The 18,648-nt window shown below is 36.6% G+C and carries 22 protein-coding genes; 17 read left to right on the top strand and 5 right to left on the bottom strand.

Features of this window, described 5'->3' with window-relative positions; genetic code table 11:
- Positions 1–91: 91 nt before the first annotated feature.
- The 3 genes from ABC382_RS03645 (at position 92) to ABC382_RS03635 (ending at position 4,122) form a co-directional block, all read left to right on the top strand.
- On the top strand, positions 92–1,228 hold the full coding sequence (locus tag ABC382_RS03645) for an acyl-CoA dehydrogenase family protein (RefSeq protein ID WP_312507620.1): 1,137 nt from the start codon (positions 92–94) through the stop codon (positions 1,226–1,228).
- An 80-nt stretch (positions 1,229–1,308) separates the two neighbouring features.
- The gene (locus ABC382_RS03640; protein ID WP_412926570.1) at positions 1,309–2,787 is read left to right on the top strand and encodes an aldehyde dehydrogenase family protein; all 1,479 of its coding nucleotides are present in this window, start codon (positions 1,309–1,311) and stop codon (positions 2,785–2,787) included.
- Between the two features lie 54 nt (positions 2,788–2,841).
- Positions 2,842–4,122, top strand: coding sequence for an MFS transporter (locus ABC382_RS03635; protein ID WP_412926569.1), 1,281 nt, complete (start codon positions 2,842–2,844; stop codon positions 4,120–4,122).
- Between the two features lie 67 nt (positions 4,123–4,189).
- Here ABC382_RS03635 and ABC382_RS03630 read toward each other — a convergent pair whose 3' ends face one another.
- Together ABC382_RS03630 and ABC382_RS03625 are read right to left on the bottom strand one after the other, a co-directional pair.
- Entirely contained in the window at positions 4,190–5,047 is an 858-nt protein-coding gene (locus ABC382_RS03630; RefSeq protein WP_274797237.1) for a manganese catalase family protein, read from the bottom strand.
- Between the two features lie 29 nt (positions 5,048–5,076).
- Positions 5,077–5,586: a DUF3231 family protein gene (locus ABC382_RS03625; protein WP_274797238.1), complete on the bottom strand. Its 510-nt coding sequence runs from the start codon at positions 5,584–5,586 to the stop codon at positions 5,077–5,079.
- 295 nt (positions 5,587–5,881) lie between these two features.
- On the opposite strand from ABC382_RS03625, the gene ABC382_RS03620 reads away from it, so the two are divergent.
- Both ABC382_RS03620 and ABC382_RS03615 read left to right on the top strand, forming a co-directional pair.
- Positions 5,882–6,016, top strand: a complete 135-nt coding sequence (locus ABC382_RS03620) for a hypothetical protein (RefSeq protein WP_274797240.1) — start codon at positions 5,882–5,884, stop codon at positions 6,014–6,016.
- A gap of 169 nt (positions 6,017–6,185) precedes the next feature.
- Positions 6,186–6,656 carry a DinB family protein gene (locus ABC382_RS03615; RefSeq protein WP_341386248.1) on the top strand — a complete coding sequence of 157 codons (471 nt, stop codon included), beginning with the start codon at positions 6,186–6,188 and terminating at the stop codon, positions 6,654–6,656.
- A gap of 46 nt (positions 6,657–6,702) precedes the next feature.
- On the opposite strand, the gene ABC382_RS03610 is transcribed toward ABC382_RS03615, so the two are convergent.
- Positions 6,703–8,181 carry an Lsa family ABC-F type ribosomal protection protein gene (locus ABC382_RS03610; RefSeq protein WP_341386249.1) on the bottom strand — a complete coding sequence of 493 codons (1,479 nt, stop codon included), beginning with the start codon at positions 8,179–8,181 and terminating at the stop codon, positions 6,703–6,705.
- A gap of 665 nt (positions 8,182–8,846) precedes the next feature.
- Here ABC382_RS03610 and ABC382_RS03605 point away from each other — a divergent pair.
- The 4 genes from ABC382_RS03605 to ABC382_RS03590 all read left to right on the top strand — a co-directional run bounded on the left by ABC382_RS03605 (position 8,847) and on the right by ABC382_RS03590 (position 11,749).
- Positions 8,847–9,317, top strand: coding sequence for a heme-degrading domain-containing protein (locus ABC382_RS03605; protein WP_274797244.1), 471 nt, complete (start codon positions 8,847–8,849; stop codon positions 9,315–9,317).
- A gap of 12 nt (positions 9,318–9,329) precedes the next feature.
- The gene (locus tag ABC382_RS03600; protein ID WP_412926568.1) at positions 9,330–9,803 is read left to right on the top strand and encodes a tautomerase family protein; all 474 of its coding nucleotides are present in this window, start codon (positions 9,330–9,332) and stop codon (positions 9,801–9,803) included.
- A 57-nt stretch (positions 9,804–9,860) separates the two neighbouring features.
- Positions 9,861–10,826: an LLM class oxidoreductase gene (locus tag ABC382_RS03595; protein WP_322605135.1), complete on the top strand. Its 966-nt coding sequence runs from the start codon at positions 9,861–9,863 to the stop codon at positions 10,824–10,826.
- A gap of 128 nt (positions 10,827–10,954) precedes the next feature.
- Positions 10,955–11,749, top strand: a complete 795-nt coding sequence (locus ABC382_RS03590; protein ID WP_274797247.1) for an SDR family NAD(P)-dependent oxidoreductase — start codon at positions 10,955–10,957, stop codon at positions 11,747–11,749.
- Between the two features lie 64 nt (positions 11,750–11,813).
- Here ABC382_RS03590 and ABC382_RS03585 read toward each other — a convergent pair whose 3' ends face one another.
- Entirely contained in the window at positions 11,814–12,149 is a 336-nt protein-coding gene (locus ABC382_RS03585; RefSeq protein WP_274797323.1) for a 2Fe-2S iron-sulfur cluster-binding protein, read from the bottom strand.
- A 251-nt stretch (positions 12,150–12,400) separates the two neighbouring features.
- On the opposite strand from ABC382_RS03585, the gene ABC382_RS03580 reads away from it, so the two are divergent.
- The 8 genes from ABC382_RS03580 to ABC382_RS03545 all read left to right on the top strand — a co-directional run bounded on the left by ABC382_RS03580 (position 12,401) and on the right by ABC382_RS03545 (position 17,113).
- Positions 12,401–12,766: a DUF2089 domain-containing protein gene (locus ABC382_RS03580; RefSeq protein WP_322605137.1), complete on the top strand. Its 366-nt coding sequence runs from the start codon at positions 12,401–12,403 to the stop codon at positions 12,764–12,766.
- Positions 12,767–12,779: 13 nt separating this feature from the next.
- Positions 12,780–13,169: an SHOCT-like domain-containing protein gene (locus tag ABC382_RS03575; protein WP_322605138.1), complete on the top strand. Its 390-nt coding sequence runs from the start codon at positions 12,780–12,782 to the stop codon at positions 13,167–13,169.
- A gap of 10 nt (positions 13,170–13,179) precedes the next feature.
- The gene (locus tag ABC382_RS03570; protein WP_274793127.1) at positions 13,180–13,461 is read left to right on the top strand and encodes a hypothetical protein; all 282 of its coding nucleotides are present in this window, start codon (positions 13,180–13,182) and stop codon (positions 13,459–13,461) included.
- Between the two features lie 138 nt (positions 13,462–13,599).
- The gene (locus ABC382_RS03565; RefSeq protein WP_407134591.1) at positions 13,600–14,448 is read left to right on the top strand and encodes a copper amine oxidase N-terminal domain-containing protein; all 849 of its coding nucleotides are present in this window, start codon (positions 13,600–13,602) and stop codon (positions 14,446–14,448) included.
- A gap of 358 nt (positions 14,449–14,806) precedes the next feature.
- Positions 14,807–15,817, top strand: a complete 1,011-nt coding sequence (locus tag ABC382_RS03560) for an aldo/keto reductase (protein WP_274793129.1) — start codon at positions 14,807–14,809, stop codon at positions 15,815–15,817.
- A gap of 17 nt (positions 15,818–15,834) precedes the next feature.
- Positions 15,835–16,245: an SRPBCC family protein gene (locus ABC382_RS03555; protein ID WP_407134593.1), complete on the top strand. Its 411-nt coding sequence runs from the start codon at positions 15,835–15,837 to the stop codon at positions 16,243–16,245.
- A 231-nt stretch (positions 16,246–16,476) separates the two neighbouring features.
- On the top strand, positions 16,477–16,851 hold the full coding sequence (locus tag ABC382_RS03550; protein ID WP_412926567.1) for a MerR family transcriptional regulator: 375 nt from the start codon (positions 16,477–16,479) through the stop codon (positions 16,849–16,851).
- Between the two features lie 19 nt (positions 16,852–16,870).
- The gene (locus ABC382_RS03545) at positions 16,871–17,113 is read left to right on the top strand and encodes an SDR family NAD(P)-dependent oxidoreductase (protein WP_412926566.1); all 243 of its coding nucleotides are present in this window, start codon (positions 16,871–16,873) and stop codon (positions 17,111–17,113) included.
- A gap of 277 nt (positions 17,114–17,390) precedes the next feature.
- On the opposite strand, the gene ABC382_RS03540 is transcribed toward ABC382_RS03545, so the two are convergent.
- Positions 17,391–18,389: a zinc-dependent alcohol dehydrogenase family protein gene (locus ABC382_RS03540; RefSeq protein ID WP_412926565.1), complete on the bottom strand. Its 999-nt coding sequence runs from the start codon at positions 18,387–18,389 to the stop codon at positions 17,391–17,393.
- Positions 18,390–18,648 lie beyond the last annotated feature (259 nt).

Genomic DNA, 18,648 nt, shown 5'->3' with positions numbered 1-18,648 from the left:
GGGCACAAGTGAGATCCAAAAGAATACTATTGCAGAAAGAATACTTGGATTACCAAAGGATATGGGTCGATAACTAGGAGGGGTGTTTAAAATGGATTTTTCTTTAAATCAAGAACAAGAAATGTTTCGAAGCTATGTACGTAAATATTTAGATGATATGGGACAAACAAAAATAGCCCGTGAAATTATAGAAGGTAATATAAGCTCATTGAAAACACTACATTCTGGTTTGGCAGAGCTTGGCTGTATGGGTGTCAATGTGTCAGAAGAATATGGTGGGATGGGGCTAGGTCAGCTAGATTTAGTACCCATATTAGAAGAAACAGGTCGTGCTTTACTCCCCGGTTTATATTTAGAAACAAATGCTTTAGCAGTCCCTTTGCTAGAGAAGTATGGAACAGACGAACAGAAAGCTAATTATTTACCGGCTATTGCAAATGGTGAACATACATTTACAGTTGCATGGTTAGAGCCAGATGGGAACTATAAACCAGCTCACGTTAGACTCAATGCTACATTACAAGGCGACGTTCTAACTTTAAATGGCGTAAAAACATTAGTGCCCGAAGCCGAGCTAGCAGATAGTATACTTACCCTAGTTCGTACCTCAGACGGAGAAAATAATCAAGGGATTTCATTAGTCATCATTGATAAGGACAAAGTGACTCTGCAATTAAAACAACAAAAAAACTTTGATCAAACACGTTTACTTACAAAAGTGATATTTGATGAAGTACAAGTATCGAGGCATCAAATTCTTGGCCCAATTGATCATGGATGGGACGTTCTACTGGAGGGTCTATTATCATTTAACGCAGCACTTTGCGCGACGATTGTGGGAAGTATGGACAAGATTGTAGAGACTGCAGTTGAATATGCTAATATTCGCGAGCAGTTTAATCAACCAATTGGTAGGTTTCAAGCAATTAAGCATCGATTAGTAGACATGAAAATGGATTTGGAAACAGCTCGTTCATTAGCTTACTATGCGAACTGGGCGATAACAAGCAAGCCAGACGATCAAGTAGAAGCCATTTTGAGTGCTAGATTATTTGCAACCGATGCCTTTATCAAAGTAGCATCCGATAGTATTCAAATTCATGGTGGTATTGGCTTTACAGAGGAACTTGATTGTCATCTGTATGTGAAAAGAGCTCGTTTTTATGAAAATTATTTAGGGAGCACCCAGCAATATTATGAGCAAACAGCAATTGCATTAGGATGGTAGTGTAGTAGAATGTCTTTCAATTTCTGTGTGGCTATGTAAGAAGGCAAGCAACCTCATATTACGAAAGGGTGGGAAAGTCAGTGAAAACAATTAGTGATTTGAAAGACTATAAAAATGTTATTAATGGTCAGTTAATGCCGTCTTCTTTAGGTAAAAAAATAGAGAGCTATAATCCTGCTACTGGTAAGGCTTGGGCGACAATTCCATGTAGTGCAGTCGAAGATGTTGAAGCAACAGTGACTGCAGCTCAAAACGCACTTCCAAAATGGGCCACTCTTTCTGCTAGTGAACGAGCTAGTTATTTACGACGTATTGGGGATTTGATATCACAATTTGGAGACGAATTAGCTGAATTAGAAACAAAAGATAATGGTTGGGTTATTCGTGAAACAAAGTATGGTCTGATTCCAACATTAACAAATATTTGGTATGATGCAGCTGCAGTAGCCACAAATGTTGGCAGTAAAGGGGAAACCGTTCAACTAGGACCCAACACCGTAGGGTTTACAATCCGAGAACCATATGGGGTAGTGGTAGGAATAATTCCTTGGAATTCAGCATTATGGACATTCACCGTTAAAGCAGCATATGCACTTGCAGGTGGCAATACGGTCATCATTAAACCATCAGAGTTTGCCACTGTTGCGCCTCTTCGCTATGGGGAAATTATACAAAGTGTCTTACCACCAGGCGTAATAAATGTTATCTCAGGTACAGGAGCTGAAGTGGGCGATGCACTTGTTCGTCATCCACATGTTAACAAAGTGAGCTTAACTGGTTCTGGAAACACAGCCAAAGCAATTGCTCAATCAACCGCACAAAGCCCTAAATCCATGGTACTTGAGCTTGGCGGTAAATCACCCAATATTGTTTTTGAAGATGCGGATTTAGCTAAAGCAGCAAGTGGAGTAACGCTAAATGGGATTTTTACTGGCAATGCAGGACAGCTTTGTGTAGGTGGCTCAAGAATTCTAATTCAACGATCCATCCTTTCTAACATGATTTCCCTTATGAAAAAAGAAATTTCTCAACATATTCATTTAGGTAACACATTCGATATGCAAACGTCTATGGGACCTGTAGCCAATGAAATGCAATTTAAAAAAGTAAGCTCGTATATCGAGTTAGGGAAACAAGAAGGAAGCGAAATTATTATTGGTGGTCAATATGGTGGAGCAAACTTGTTACCCGAACAAGAAGAATTAGCAGATGGTTACTGGATCGAACCGACTTTAATATTGGTAGACAATAATCATTTGCAAATATGCCAAGAAGAAATTTTTGGTCCAGTTGCTGTAATAATTCCATTTGATACGGAAGAGGATGCACTTGCCATAGCAAATGATACTGCATATGGATTAGGTGCTGGCGTTTGGACCTCCGATTTAAACCGAGCACATCGTATGATTCACGCAATTGAATCAGGAAACGTCTGGGTAAATACGTATCGCATTGTAGGAACTGAATTACCATTTGGTGGACGAAAAGGGAGTGGCTTTGGCGCAGATACGGTCCTCGATTATACACGTGAAAAAACATGTTATATTCAAATTGGCTAACAAGTAGCAGAAAAACATGATGTCCGATAAAGTAAAAATGAAATGGGGAATAATATGCCTCAAGCAAATAAAGGGATATTTTATGGATGGTACATTGTTATAACAAGCTTCTTGATTATGTTTTCTGCATTTTCCATTGTCAATTCTCTACACAGTTTATTTCTTGTACCTGTAACAGAGGAATTAGGCATGACTAGAACTACCTTTTCATTTGTACTTTCAGTTGGTGGTTTAGGTGTCGCGATTGCCTCCCCCTTTATGGGAAAGCTACTTGCAAAAAGAAATATGAAGCTCATTATGGCGGCTTGTGTCATTCTTGCAGGTTGCGGTTTTATGCTATACTCGCTCGCACAATCAGCAGTATATTTTGCTATCGTTGCATTTTTTATCGGGATAAGCGTTGCAGGTTTTTCTAATATTCCTATTTCTATTATGCTTACGAATTGGTTTTATGAAAAAAAAGGACTGGCAATGGGATTGGCATTTGCGGGTTCAGGCGTCGGAACGGCTGCACTTAGTCCCATTTTAACAACGTTGATTGCCAATTATGGCTGGAGAACAACGTATGTGATTGCCGGTGTGCTTATTATCGCAATATCGCTACCTCTCATTTTATTCTTTACAAAGAAAAGCCCTGCTGAAAAAGGTATGATTGCACTTGGTAAAGATCAAGTAGAAATTAAGCAGGAAAGTAAAGATCAATCCGGTGTAACATTGGCAGATGCCAAGAAATCGGGCGTATTTTGGTTATTTATTTTCGGTGTTGTTTGCTTTGCACTTGTTGCAGGTGGAGTACAAATGCATATTCCAGCTTATTCAATGGATATTGGACACCCCGCGCTATTTGCAGGTACCATTTTCGGACTATTATCATTATCAAATACTGTTGGAAAGTTGATACTAGGCGCGATTTTCGATAAGTTTAGAACAACAGGCGGAATCTTGTTTGTCGGAAGTTGTATGACAATTGCAATGGTATCTTTACTGATGGCAGAAGCCAAAATCTTGGCGTTCGTGTTCGCCATTGCCTACGGTTTCAGTATTGTGATCGCTACAATTGGCCCACCATTCATGACAGATGATCTGTTTGGACAAAAAGATTTTGGTGCTATTTTTGGGTTTATTCAAATATTCTTCGTTGCTACAAGTTCATTTGGTGTGATTGTCTCTGGATTTATTTATGATGTTACACAAAGCTACAAAGTGGCATGGATTATTTTCCTAGGTTTATTTATCGTAAGTATGTTTAGTATTTTCATCGCCAATAGGAGGATGAAGAAAAAGAGAGCATATATTGAAGAGATACCAATGAATAACAGTTTTGAAGGTCTATAAAATTTTTAGCAAGAATTCATTATTTCATTTCTTTTACAAAAAAAAATCCCAGTATTAAACTGGGAAATTAATGATTCATATCCTTCAGACCAGGGCTGTGTTCATTTGGCATCTCTGGCATGAGTGGTACAGGGAACCCTTCAGGCGGGGGAGTTACATTAAGTTCTCCGCCATTTCTACTTGGCGTTTGTCCTTGGAAGATTTCACCGATACGTGTTGGATCTAATCTGAAGTTAAATTGGGCATTATGATAGCCCATTTCGACGAATTTCCTACATTCGGGATATTTGTTGATATCATAATTCGGCACTGGGAACAGTTTTCCCCAATCAACTCCTAACGTTTCTAATGCTTTGGCAAATGCGTTTTGATGGGCATTATCTCGAACGATTAGAAATGCAAGGGTTTCCCTAAATGTTTGATTTGAACTCATCTCATAAATACGTGTTTTTTGGAGTACACCTGTAGACTCAAGCACTAAATTATCTAATAAATCCGCAATCAAATTTCCATGTGCATACACCCAAGAACCATTCCAAGGATTACCTGCAGCATCTACAGGTAAAGAGGATTGCGCCCCCACAATATAATGATGAGGATTAGCATGTCTAACAGCTTCATCCAAAGGGGCTTGGTCGGCGCCGTTACTACCAGGAGCAGAAGATTCACCTGAATCGTTTAGCAATTGGTTTATTGTATTTTGTACGAGCTCGACGTGGGCAATTTCTTCTAGGAAAACGCCACGAAGTAAATCACGATATTGTGTTTCTTTCCCTCTAAAATTAGAGCTTTGGAAAAAGTATTGCATCATGGTTCTCATTTCACCATAATGACCACCTAGTATTTCTTGCATAACACGTGCTGCTTGTGGATCCGGTTTGTCAGGCTTAATAATGTTAATTAATTCTTCTTTATAGTAATACATTTGCATTCCTCGATTCGGGGAAATTGACTTTACTTTTCAGGATAATTGACATGTAATGGCGGTGGTACAAGCCATCCTTTATTTTTGTTTAAACGTAAAAGCTTTGCACCAAGTTGAGCTTTAGCCATGTGGAATTGTCCATACATTAATGCGACATCCTCACGAGTAGACGTACCCATTGCTTGACTACATGCCACTAATCCAGCAGCAACATCAGCAGTAAGAGCTGCACTAATTTCAGGATCGTTAAACTTTGCACCTGGAGGAATATCTTCCAATCTTGCGACAGGTCTTTCAGGTGAAGCTGGTGGTAGAGCTATTCCATTCGTTTTTAGAATTTTTTCTAATTGTTTTACTTCTTCTCTACACGTTTCGATCAAATCTTCAATTATTTTTTTAAGATCTTCATCACCAGCATGATTATAGAACGTTTGATAGCCAGAAATCATACCATAATCTGCAATTAAACTTGACCAAACACTAAATACTTCACCATAATGCAATGGTTCATCTTTTGGATTTCCACCAAGAATACCCATATTCTACACTTCCTTTTCTGGTTTTCACCTTTTTTTTCAAACAAAGATAGTATGGATGAATAAAGAATAAACATTCCTTTTAATCAAAAGAATTTAAAGACCTAGCATGATTTTTTGCACTTACGTATAAAAGAAGCCACAGAGAATAAATCTCTGCAGCTCTTTAAGTAGTGAGACACTACGCACTTTTATTGTGGTTGTATATTGTGGTTTTATACATGTGTATCATAATTTAAGCATGATAGTATAAATCACCGCAATAAGGACAATTTATAGCTTATTGGAGGTGAGAGTTATGGCGAAAGAAAAGAAAAAGAATGAATTAGAGCAAGAAGAAGTAGCAATGGAATTTAATATTGAAGAACTAGAAGTGAAAGAACAAAAAGAACAAAAGAAAGAACAACAACAATTTAATAAAGAAAAAAAGTAAAACATTAAAAAATATCACAATCAATCAGTTGTGGTATTTTTTTCATTATAAGAAGGTGTATCCTAGTTATTTTAGCGATACATCTTTTTTTGTTTAGTTAAGCCGATGAAAATAATTGGAATATTGTGTTAATATATACTTGAATAGCGTGTAGAAGGGGAGGGAGTAGATGAGTGAAAAGCAATTATTTGAACAAATGAAAATGTGGCGTAATTGGACTGTTGAATTTCTACGTATAATTCCCGAGGATATTGTGGACCAAATACCCGATGGCCATACGAACAATATCCGTTGGAACGCAGGTCATTTATTAGTGGGTTGGGATCATAGTATGTTTCCAGCTGTTCATCAAGAAAGACAATTACCTTTATCCTATCATTTAATGTTTCCGAGTGGGAGCAAGCCCGATAATTGGACTGAACAGCCTCCAACGATGGAACAAATAATTACGCTTCTAGAGGAACAACCGCTACTTATTGAACAAGCGTGTAGTGGCCATCTAAATGAACCTCTGAAAGAGCCTTTTTTAGGCATGAAAACCATAGGGGATATGGTCATTTTCCATATGAACCATGAAAGCCACCACATGGGCATCATCAAAAGCATGAAGCAAACGCTCTTGAAGGAAGTATCTTTATAAATAGAAAGGAATCCATTTTGATGTTTCAAAATGGATTCCTGTTTAACTACATCGATATCGTTTTAGTTGCCACAGCTTCTTGAAATGCCTCGTCATGCTCAACAAAAACCATTGTGGGATTAAAACTTTGAATGAGCTCTTCAATTTGCATGCGTGAATAAATATCTATAAAGTTTAAAGGTTCATCCCAAATATAGATATGTGCTTTTTCACACAAACTTTTAGCAATCAAGAGCTTTTTCTTTTGACCACCGGAATAATGAGAAATATCTTTTTCAAATTGAATTCGATCAAAATCCATCTTTCTTAGGATGGATTTAAATAGCGTCTCATCAATATTATGCTCTTCGATGAAGTCCGACAGCATGCCATTTAAATGCGAAGTATCTTGTTGAACATAGGAAATGATAAGGCCCGATGCTAAATGTATGGAGCCTGTATACTGAATAGGGTCTCCTAGAATTAGTTTAAGGATGCTACTTTTTCCGCTGCCATTCTTTCCATCCAACACAATACGGTCGCCTTGCTCCACCTTGAAGCTAATTGGCTTATTGACAATGTGATCATCATAGTGAATAGATACATCAGCTAAAGTTATTAATTCCTTTGATTGAATGGCCAATGGTTCTAATTTTAGTGCCTCTGTTTTTTCTACATTTTTAAGTAGTTTTGACTTTTCCTCAATGGCTTTTTGTTGTCTAGATTCAATGTTCTTTGCCCGCTTCATCATCTTGGCGGCTTTATGTCCAACAAATCCTTTATCTAGCTTAGACCCGGAATTTGTTGTCCCATTTTTGGAAGCTTCCACTTGATTTGACCAGCCTGAAGTACGCTTCGAAGACTGTTTTAATCGATCTATATCTTTTTGTAGACGTTGATTAGTTGCTTCTTCGTGTTCCTGCTGTCTATCAAAATTCAGCTTCCATGAAGAATAGTTGCCACTTTGAACATCAATATTGGCTCTATTGATGGATAAGATATGGTCTACACAGCCATCTAAAAAGGCTCTATCATGAGAAATTAAAATGAATCCTTTTTTCTTCCGTAAATATTCTGAGACAATCTTTCGTGCATCTGTGTCAAGATGGTTGGTTGGCTCATCAATTAAAAGAAATTGGCCCTCAGTTAAAAATAATGCAGCAAGCAACACCTTCGTCTGCTCTCCGTTTGATAATGTTTTGAACGGTCGGTACATAACCTCAGCATCAACATCCAAATAGGATATTTCACGAAGGCATTCCCAATCTTCAGCCTGTGGGCAAATTTCCTCAAAAATTTCGTGAGTAAATTTGTTCTGATCCGAAACAGGATAGGGGAAGTAAGTAAATTCTACTGATGAAATGATTTTCCCACTATATTCATAATTCCCTAACAAAAGATTAAAGAATGTTGTTTTACCTCGGCCATTTCTACCGATAAACCCAAGTTTCCAATCCGTATCGATTTGGAAATTTACCTCTTCAAAAATATTGTCAAAGCTACTTGGATAAGAAAATGTTAAGTTTTGTACTTGTATCATGGACATGCTAGTTCCTCCTTTGTATAGCAACAGTTTTACTTTTCATACAAAGTCGGTATATCCATCTATTTTAATATTCCTCCGTATAGGCAGATGGATATTAACGACTTATACGGAGTGTTACATGCGTAATAATAGTGTCTGAATCAATCATTTTTTCCCTCTCCTTTTTAGTAGATGAAAGTTACAGAAAAAATTCTAACTATGAGAGCATAAAAAAACCTCCCAATATCAATTGGAAGGATTAGTCTTTTGCTTTAAAAAATTCGTCATCTTACTTGCCATGAACAGATCATGACAAATAAATGGAAACTGATTATTAAAAATGGACAGACTAACCCTATATTTTGTAGTTTGAAGTATTTCATTTCAAATAAAAATATAGATTAGTTCATCATTGTTCATTCATCAGTCCTCTCATAATTGTATTTCCATAGTAACAAATTTTTTCAACGAATACAATCCTGCTTCAACATCTCACAAACTTTTCCCTTCTATCATAATAGGAACAATTAAGTGACTATATCACTTTAAAGTGCGTACTTACCTTCGTCGAATACACTTCTTATAATACATTTATGGATCAGTAATACGTCCATGAACATTAAAAATAACCGCATTTGATCAGAACTACATTTCCGATTAACTGAAGGATAGCTGGAGGTAGTGATATGAGTACTTTAAGTATAGATGAAATTTTAAAAGAAGAGGAAACACTTCAATTTTCCACTTTTACAAATGACGATGCCCTGCGCTTAGGCTTATTAATTATTGAAAAAGCGAAGCAAGAAGGGAAATCCATTGCTGTTGATATAACAAAGAATGGTGTTCAATTGTTTCATTATAAAATGACAGGAATGACTGAGGAAAATAGTCAGTGGATTGAACGAAAAAAGCGGGTTGTTTCGCTGCACAACCACAGCTCGTATTATTTACAGATGCAAAGTGAGTTAAGTGGAATTCCATATCATGAGAAATATTGCTTAGATGCCTCAAAATACGCTGCGTTTGGTGGAGCATATCCTATCCAAATAAAAAACGTTGGGGTTATCGGTATAATAACAGTTTCAGGATTAACCCCTGAGGAAGATCATGACTTAGTCATTAGAGGAATTAAAAATTTGTTAAATGATGAAGTTTAAAGGAGAATCATTATGCCATTAATTGAGGTAAATACATGGCCATCCATGTCAACGGAAGAAAAAAAGGAATTCATTTTTACACTTACTGAACTAACAACAAATTTACTAAAAATTGTTCCAGACAAAATCCAAATATTAATAAAAGAACTTGAGAAAGAAAACTGGGGAAAAGCTGGGGCAGTTGCATCTGATCCTAGCTTTGCCGATAAGAGTAGAGTCATGAATTGGAATACACAAGAGTCTTATCATACACAGGCAAATACAGTAGATGGAATGGCCATCATTACGATTGATATCTGGAATACATTTGATCAAGAAACAAAGGATATATGGGTAAAGCTGCTAACACAAACTACATCTAAATTTACGCACGCACCTTTGGATAAAATACTTATTGTCATCAGAGAAATGATTCCAGGAAATTGGGGGCAAAGTGGAGTAACAGGGGCAGAACCAGATTTTCTTTCCAAAAGTCGAACATATTAAAATTCGTAGAAACAAGTTTCAGAAGTTTTAAAAAGGGAAAGGAGCAAGAAATGCTTTATGAGTCAATTTTCCAATTATCATAGTTATAATCGAATGTATAAAGAAGGGGAGTTAACACTAGGTCTCCATATTCCATTAGAAAATTATCGTTTTGGTACGCCTACCATGGAAAAACAGGTGGAGTTATCACAATTAGCCGAGAATTATGGTTTTACTAGCCTATGGTTTCGAGATGTATTATTAGAAGATCCTTCTTTTGGTGATCCAGCAGTAGGTCAAATTTATGATATGTTGATTTATTTAACCTATTTAGCAAGCCAAACAAAGGAAATTGCTTTAGGAACATCAGCTATCGTACTTTCTTTACGTCATCCCTTACGAGTCGCTAAAGAAATAGCAACGATTGATCAGTTATTTCCCGAGCGCCTAATTTTGGGTGTTTCATCTGGAGATCGTAAAGCCGATTTTTATGGTTTAAATGTGAACCATGATGATCGAGGAGAACGTTTTATTGAAGCCTTTCAATATTTAAATCAAGTATTATATGAAGATTTTCCTTCTATTCGTTCTACTTTAGGTGCTATTCAAGGAAGTAATTTAGTTCCAAAACCAACGAAGCGCATTCCAACGATAATAACAGGTTTTGCGCAGCAATCAATGGAATGGTTTGCGAAGAACGGCGATGGTTGGATGTATTATCCACGAAGTCCACATCTTCAAGCAGAGGCTATTCGACAATGGAGAGAGCTTGTGGAACAGTACTGTCCGGGAGTTTTCAAACCATTCACACAGCCCATGCACTTAGATTTAACAGAAGATCCAAATGAAATGCCTACGCCGATTCGTTTAGGATTCCGAGTAGGGCGAAACCGGTTAATCGAACTACTAAATATTTATAAAGAAATTGGTGTCAACCATCTCTTCTTTGCATTATTTGACAGTAAAAGACCTGCAGAAGAAGTGATTCATGAGCTTGGACAAGAGGTATTACCTCATTTTCCGGCAATAAATAGCAACATCTAGAAATACAGAGGAGTGAAAGTGCTGAATTTTGCCTTGTCACTCCTTCTTTACATATTTACTGTTTAAAAGAAGTGGAGAATTCCATACTACTACTTATTCAAATAAAAACGTGCTTAGGAGTGATTACGATGTTTTTAAATTTGAAGGGGAAAACCGCGCTCGTTACAGGTTCTACAGCAGGGATTGGTAAGGCCATTGCAAAATCATTAGTATTAGAAGGCGTTACGGTCATTATTAACGGACGTCATGAAGATAAGGTTCTTCAAACAATAAAAGAACTACAGGAACAGTACCCAGAAGCTAGTCTTCAGCCTTTGATATCTGATTTAGGAACAGCAGAAGGATGCCAAAAGGCAACAGAAGAATACCCAAAAGTAGATATTTTGATCAACAACCTAGGGATTTTTGAGCCAAAAGAATACTTTAACATCTCGGATGAAGAATGGTTGAAGATGTTTGAAGTCAACATTATGAGTGGTGTTCGCCTTACACGATGGTACCTCAATCAAATGATTCAAAAGAGGGAAGGAAGGGTTATTTTTATTGCAAGTGAAGCAGCCATTATGCCATCGCAAGAAATGGCTCATTATAGCGCCACGAAGACGATGCAACTTTCCCTGTCGCGTAGTTTAGCTGAGCTGACGAAAGGAACAAATGTGACGGTCAACACCATAATGCCTGGTTCTACATTTACAGAAGGCGTCGAAACGATGTTGAATACCTTGTATCCTAATGAGCATTTGACGATGGAAGAAGCTGAAATGCGATTTATGAAAGAAAATCGTCCAACCTCTATTATACAGCGACTGATTCGTCCAGAGGAAATTGCTCATTTTGTTACGTTTTTAAGTAGCCCACTGTCTTCTGCTATTAATGGGTCTGCATTGAGAATTGATGGGGGATTAGTACGTAGCGTCTTTTAATAAAAGTATAATAAATAAGGCATTAGGACTGGATTCCTATGCCTTTATTTATGTATCCCCCTAATTAATCTGCAGGTCTTGGCCCTCTATTGTCCTGAGAACTTTCCGAGATCAAAATTGGACGAACTGTAATGTCTCCAATAACACGTATTTGACAAGAAAGCCGCAAGCAATCATCATATAAGTTTTCATCTATATTTTTAATAGCAAAAGCGTTTTTCTCTATTTTCGAAGTATCTTTATACTCTCCAGCTAATACCTCTACTCGACAGGTAGTACATTTTGCTTTTCCTCCACATTGATGCAGAATATTGATACCATTATCTTCAAGAGCTAGAACTAATTTTTTTCCTTCCTCAACCTCAAAGGTTTTCCCTCCAAATACGGTGACAAATGGCATAAATTTTACTCCCTTTCTAATGTAAATCTTAATATAAGTTTGTATGTTATAGGCGAATCTCATACAAAAAATCGTCCATTTGCTAAATATAAACAAATTGGCTTCTTTTAATATTTCGGGAGCTGAATAATCAATAATGTTAAAGTTAAAATTAATATTATTGATTATTTTAATTAAAAAATTAAATTTCATTGTTTATTTATTCAATTATTTATTATATAATCAATTTAACTTAAAGGAAGGAGTACACTATGGCTTATCAAGTAATCACAAATTGTCCTGTCTGTAGTAAAACATTAAAAATTACAAAGTTACAGTGTTCTCATTGTCACACAACGATTGAAAATGAGTTTGAATTGTCTAAGCTAGCATCCTTATCTAAGGATCAACTTCATTTTGTGGAAGTATTTTTAACATGTCGAGGGAATATTAAAGAAGTTGAAAAGGAACTAGGGATTTCATATCCAACGGTTCGCGGTAAGTTAACAGAAATTATTTCATCACTTGGCTATGGACAAAAGAAGAAAAATGAAGTAAATGAGAAAAAAATTGTGGCCATGTTGGAAAATGGTGAAATCACAACGGAAGAGGCCATCAAGCTCTTAAAAGAAGAATAAGGAGGAATTGACCATGAAAGAAGAAATTACAAAAGTGTTAACGATGATCCAAGAAGGAAAGATTGATGCAGATAAGGGTTCAGAGCTCATTCAAGTATTACAAGAGAAAGAAGAATCCGGGAATAAATTCGCTGAAAAGCCAACTAAATATTTAGATAAGACTTTAAAAGTACGTGTTGTCTCAACGGAAAATGATAACGTCACGGTCAATTTACCAATCAAACTTGTTAAAGCAGTTTTAATGGCTGGACATAGTATCGCAGCGAGTATTCCACAATCGGAAAAATACGTGAAGGATATCGACATAAACCTTCTCCTTGAAGCAATCGAAAATGAATTAGATGGCCAAATTGTTGATATTAAATCCGCCAACGGGGATTCCGTTTCGGTCTTCATTGAATAGTGGTTAGCTTATGATGCATGTAAAAGTGAAAGCAAAAGACGTTCGGCTTACTGTCCCCATTCCATATGCTTTGATAAACATCGCTCTTGCCATTTTGTCTTCTAAATTGATTCAGCAAAATGTAAACAAATGGACAAAAGAGTACTTCGAAAGGAAAAAAGTTGATTTTGTCTTTCCAATAATCGACAAAGAATCCTTAAAACCTATCGTCAACGAGATGAAAAATTATAAAGGACTTGTACTTGTAGATGTCAAAGCTAAAGATGGCACAGAGGTAAAGGTTAGACTATAATAATTAAACCACTTACTAGTCAAATAGTAGGTGGTTTTTTGTACAAAAGTTTCAAATCAATTATGAAGAAGGAGCTTATTAGCTTTCTATTGAATTAAGTACTATAGAATATATTGTTTTCTAAAGGAGCTAATGAAGATGAAAAAGGTGTTTGCAGGGATATTCATTGCTTGGATTCTCATAATGGCAACGTCAACTACTAATGCCGCAACAAAAATTCAGCTAAAAGTGGATGATGTTGTAATTGTAACTGATGTAAACCCTGAAATGAAAAATAATCGTATGATGGTACCTTTACGTGTCATTAGTGAAAATTTGGGAGCCAAGGTAGACTGGACCAAATCGCAAGTGACGCTTACAAAAAGCACTATGAAGGTAATCTTAAAACAGAACAGTCGTACAGCTGTGGTAAACGGACAAACGATATTACTTGATACACAGCCTTATGTAAAGAATGGGCGTATCTTTGTTCCATTGCGCTTTCTAGCAGAAACCTTTGGCAGTAAGGTCCATTATAATAATTTAACTGTCAAAGTTGAAACGAAGCCGTTAATTATCGATGGGGTAGAAGTAAAGTCGATACTGCATGAATACCACATGACAATGGGCGGAATTGAGGAGCAATTAAAAGGCAATGCCTATATCGAAGAAATGTACCATCTTTTTGTAAAAAATAAAGGAAGTAAGGTCGAACCACCAGCAGATTTCACGTGGTCTTTTCACAGTGCTATACCTGGGAGCTATTATAAAATAGGACAATATGATTTTTTAAACGAAGAAGGCAAAAATATCAAGCGTTTTGATCTCTATTCATTAATTCAAATTTCAGAACAACCATTTCTAGAGAAGCCAGATAGTTTGATTTACAATGCAGCTGAAGATCAATGGTATTTGTATAATAAAGCAGCCAGTCAATCTATTTACACGTTAATAGACACGGCTAAGAGAAACGGATTTGTGACTATTATTAGTAATACAGTTCCATGAGGCTATTTATTTGGTTTTAACCATCTCTCGATTTGTTTAAACAAATAAAGCGTACCTGCTATTTGTAGCCACTCAAAGAGAGTGGTTTTTTTGCATCTCAAAAAGCTAATATCTCATTATGGAGTACTTAAAATGAAATTCTATTTTATTGTGGGAATAAAGTATATAACTACTTTGTCTGCGTCTTTACTAATAGGCACTTTTTGGTGCTCATATTACTTTAAAGTGCGTACTTTTTTATTTTCTTTAGGTGCCTCATAATCAATATTGCAGATGAAAAAATGACTTTTGATAAGTAATCAGTCATTGATCATACTGGCAATCAACAAAAGAACTAATCTTAGGAGGATTTAATAATATGAGAAATCTATTACAAGGAAAATTAGGTTTTGGTACAGCGCCTCTTGGTAATATGTACCGTAATATCCCAGAAGAAGAAGCAATTGCAACTGTAGATGCTGCTTGGGAGAGTGGCATTCGTTACTTTGATACAGCTCCACTTTATGGCTCTGGTTTAGCTGAGATTCGTCTTGGTGAAGCCTTATCAAAAAGAAATCGTGACGAGTACGTTTTAAGCACAAAGGTAGGTCGAATTATTTCGGATGAGTTGGAAGATCCATCTGCACGAGATTTAGGAGAAAAAGGTGGTCTTTTCGAATTCGGACGTAAAAACAAAATTATTAATGATTACAGCGCAGACGCAACCCTTCGCTCAATTGAGGACAGCTTGAAACGTTTACAAACAGACCGTATAGATTTTGTTTATATTCATGATGTAGCGCAAGATTTTTATGGCGATGAGTGGATTTCACAATTTGAAACAGCTCGTACAGGAGCCTTCCGTGTGCTCACGCAATTACGTGAAGAAGGCGTTATTAAAGGGTGGGGACTTGGAGTAAACCGAGTAGAACCAATTGAATTACTACTGGATTTGGAGGAAGTAAAACCAGATGTATCCTTACTAGCTGGTCGTTATACATTATTAGACCACGAACGTGCGCTACAACGAGTAATGCCAACAGCTAAAAAAAATAATATGGACATCGTCGTTGGTGGCCCATATAGTTCAGGTGTTCTTGCAGGAGGCACTCACTTCGAATACCAAAAAGCGTCACCAGAAATTATGGCGAAAGTAGAAAAAATCAAAAGTATTGCAGATCGTCATCAAATCAGCATTAAGTCAGCTGCTTTACAATTTTCATTGGCGAACCCAGCAGTTGCTGCTGTCATTCCTGGCGCAAGTAAACCAGAGCGAATTGCAGAAGACCAAGCTGCATTGAAAACAATTATCCCAGCAGCATTCTGGGAAGAAATGCGCGAACAAAAATTGATCGCACCACATGCACCACTACCAATCGATTTTATATAAAAAGGAGAGTAAAGAAAATGGCAAATACTATTACATCTATTAGAATTTCAGCTTCACCTGAGGAAGTATGGCAATTAATTGGTGGCTTTGACTCGCTTCCAGACTGGTTACCCTATATTCCAAGCAGTAAAGTAACGGAAGGTGGACGTGTACGTCACCTTGCTAACCCTGATGGAGATGCTATTGTAGAGCGTTTAGAAAATTTCAATGACAAGGAACGTTACTACACGTATTCAATTATGAAGGCACCGTTTCCGGTTACTGATTATTTATCTACAATCCAAGTCAAAGAAGATACTGATGGCCAATCATCGTTGGTCGAGTGGTCTGGCAGTTTCACACCTGTGGGTGTAAGTGACCAAGAAGCTATTGAGCTATTCCATGGTATCTATCAAGATGGATTAGAAGCATTACAAAAAGCATTCTAAATTGAAGTTTTATAATGAATAAAGAGTGTCTTTAAGTTCAAATTTGACTTTAAGACACTCTTTTTTATTCTAAATCATAATGAATTTTTAAATCGCTAGATTCTAATCGTTTAGCATAAATTGTCGTAACGTGTGTGATGATAATAAATAGTAATGGAAATGTTTTTATAAAAGTTGTTGACATGGAGTTAACTCCAAGAACTACACTTCTTGTGAAAGGAGCATTCATAGATGAACGATATATTTACAATATCTGATGTAGCTAAAAAAACAGGATTAAGTCAAGATACAATCAGATATTACGAAAAAATTAAACTACTACCACCAGCAAAGAGAAATGAGCATAATAAAAGGCAGTATATTCAAATGGATATAGATCGAATTCTTTTTATAAATCATCTTAAAAGAACACAAATGCCTTTAAAACAAATCCGAGAATACGTAAAATTCTCACAAGCTAAAAATGATGAAGCTGGCCAAACAATACTTGAAGAGCATAAAAAGCAAATCACAACTCAAATTAATGATTTACAAGCTACTTTAGATATTCTAAATTATAAAATTACCAATTATCAGCACATAAAAACAGGGAAGCTTAACCATTAATATTGAAGGTGACAATTACATGTTAAATAAAAAAACTATTCAAAAACCAATGCGTTCTGGCTTTGGTGCGAGAACAACAGCAAAAGAAGCTATGGGAGGCAAGAATTTATCTGGTAATGTAGCAATCGTAACAGGTGGATATTCAGGTTTAGGGCTCGAAATCACCCGAGTATTTGCAGAAGCTGGGGCAACTGTAATAGTACCTGCAAGAAGAATCGAAAAAGCCAAGGATAATCAATCGGAAAATATACTATTATTGTAATAGCATGTATTTTACCTTAATCCAATCTTAATAGAAGAATAAAAAAAGCTAACATGTAAGTGTAGAACAGTGGCAATAGCCGTTGAAAAATGAATTTGTCAATTTAGGGTTAAACAATGTGTTTAATTATGTTGGCTTTGAATTTTTACTTTAGCTATTAAAGTTGAAGAACATCTATACTGTGTTACAAATTTCCTATAAGGAAAGAACATATTTGATGATGCTCACATGTTCTTTCCTTTAAATTACTTAGAGTAATATTAGTCCTCTAATCATTTTACCAGTTGTTCACCAAAACAATTTTCCCAACTGCTTGTCCTGACTCCATGTATTCATGGGCTTTTGAAACTTCATCAAATGTAAACATACGTGGATCTAGTAGAGGTCGTAGCTTGTCTTCCTCCACCACACTTGCAACCTTCTTTAATATTTCTCCATAATGTTTATGCATGTCTTTATTCACTATTTTTAGTAGCATGAAGGTAACATGTAGAGAAAGGCCCTTCGAATGTACTGGTGTTAGGTCATGAGTTGAACGAGTTGCAATGGCTGTTACAGTTCCATGTACCGCTGCCGCCTCAAAAGAACGGTCAAGATTTTCACCCCCAACTGTGTCAAACACTAGGTTAAATCCTTTTCCGTCAGTATATTTTTCAACGTATTCCTGAACGGTTTCTTCTGTATAATTAATCGTGATATCTGCACCGAGGCGCTTAGCCATCTCTAACTTTTCTTGTGAAGAGGCCGTTGTATAGACGGTTGCTCCTCCCCACTTGGCGAGTTGAATGGCGATGTGTCCTACACCTCCAGTTGCTCCATGAATTAATACTTCTTGCCCTGGTGTAAGTCTAGCTCGGTTAAATAATGCCTCCCAGGCTGTTATAGAAACAAGTGGCAAAGCCGCAGCTTCTTCCATTGTTAAAATTTTTGGCTTATGAGCGAGTAAGTCAGCATCTGCTAGCATATATTCAGCAAGTGCACCGCCACTAGTCCCTTTAAAACCACCCGCACATCCAAACACCTCATCGCCAATGACAAACTTAGTGACTCCCTCGCCTACTGCACATACCAAACCAGCTACATCTCCATGTAATACTGCTGGGAACTCCGGAGCAACTGCTGGAACTGAACCGGCCCGAACCTTTGTATCAATAGGGTTAACACTAGTTGCTTTCACATGGATAAGTACATGTCCCGGCTCTATTTCAGGCTTCGGAATCTCCTTATGTTGAAAGACGGATGGTTTACCAAAAGATTGAATAATTTGTGATTTCACTTTTGTCACTCCTTTAAATAAAGAAAACTAGATACGGTAGAGCTTATTGCATTTATAAGTCTATAAAAATAAGAAAAGAAGGAATATTCTGTTTTTTTCTTGTAATATCTATGATACTTTATATAAAATAAATTTAAAAGCATGCGCACTTTTGTTAATCGCAATAGTGTAGATAAATTAATAATTGCGAAAGGCAAGGGGCTAATTTAGTAGTCTATTTATATGGCTCACTAAAAGTACAGATTCGAGTTATCAGACA

It is taken from the genome of Lysinibacillus phoenicis (assembly GCF_047238325.1).
Lineage (GTDB): Bacteria > Bacillota > Bacilli > Bacillales_A > Planococcaceae > Lysinibacillus > Lysinibacillus irui.
This window is presented reverse-complemented; position numbering and strand designations above follow the sequence as displayed.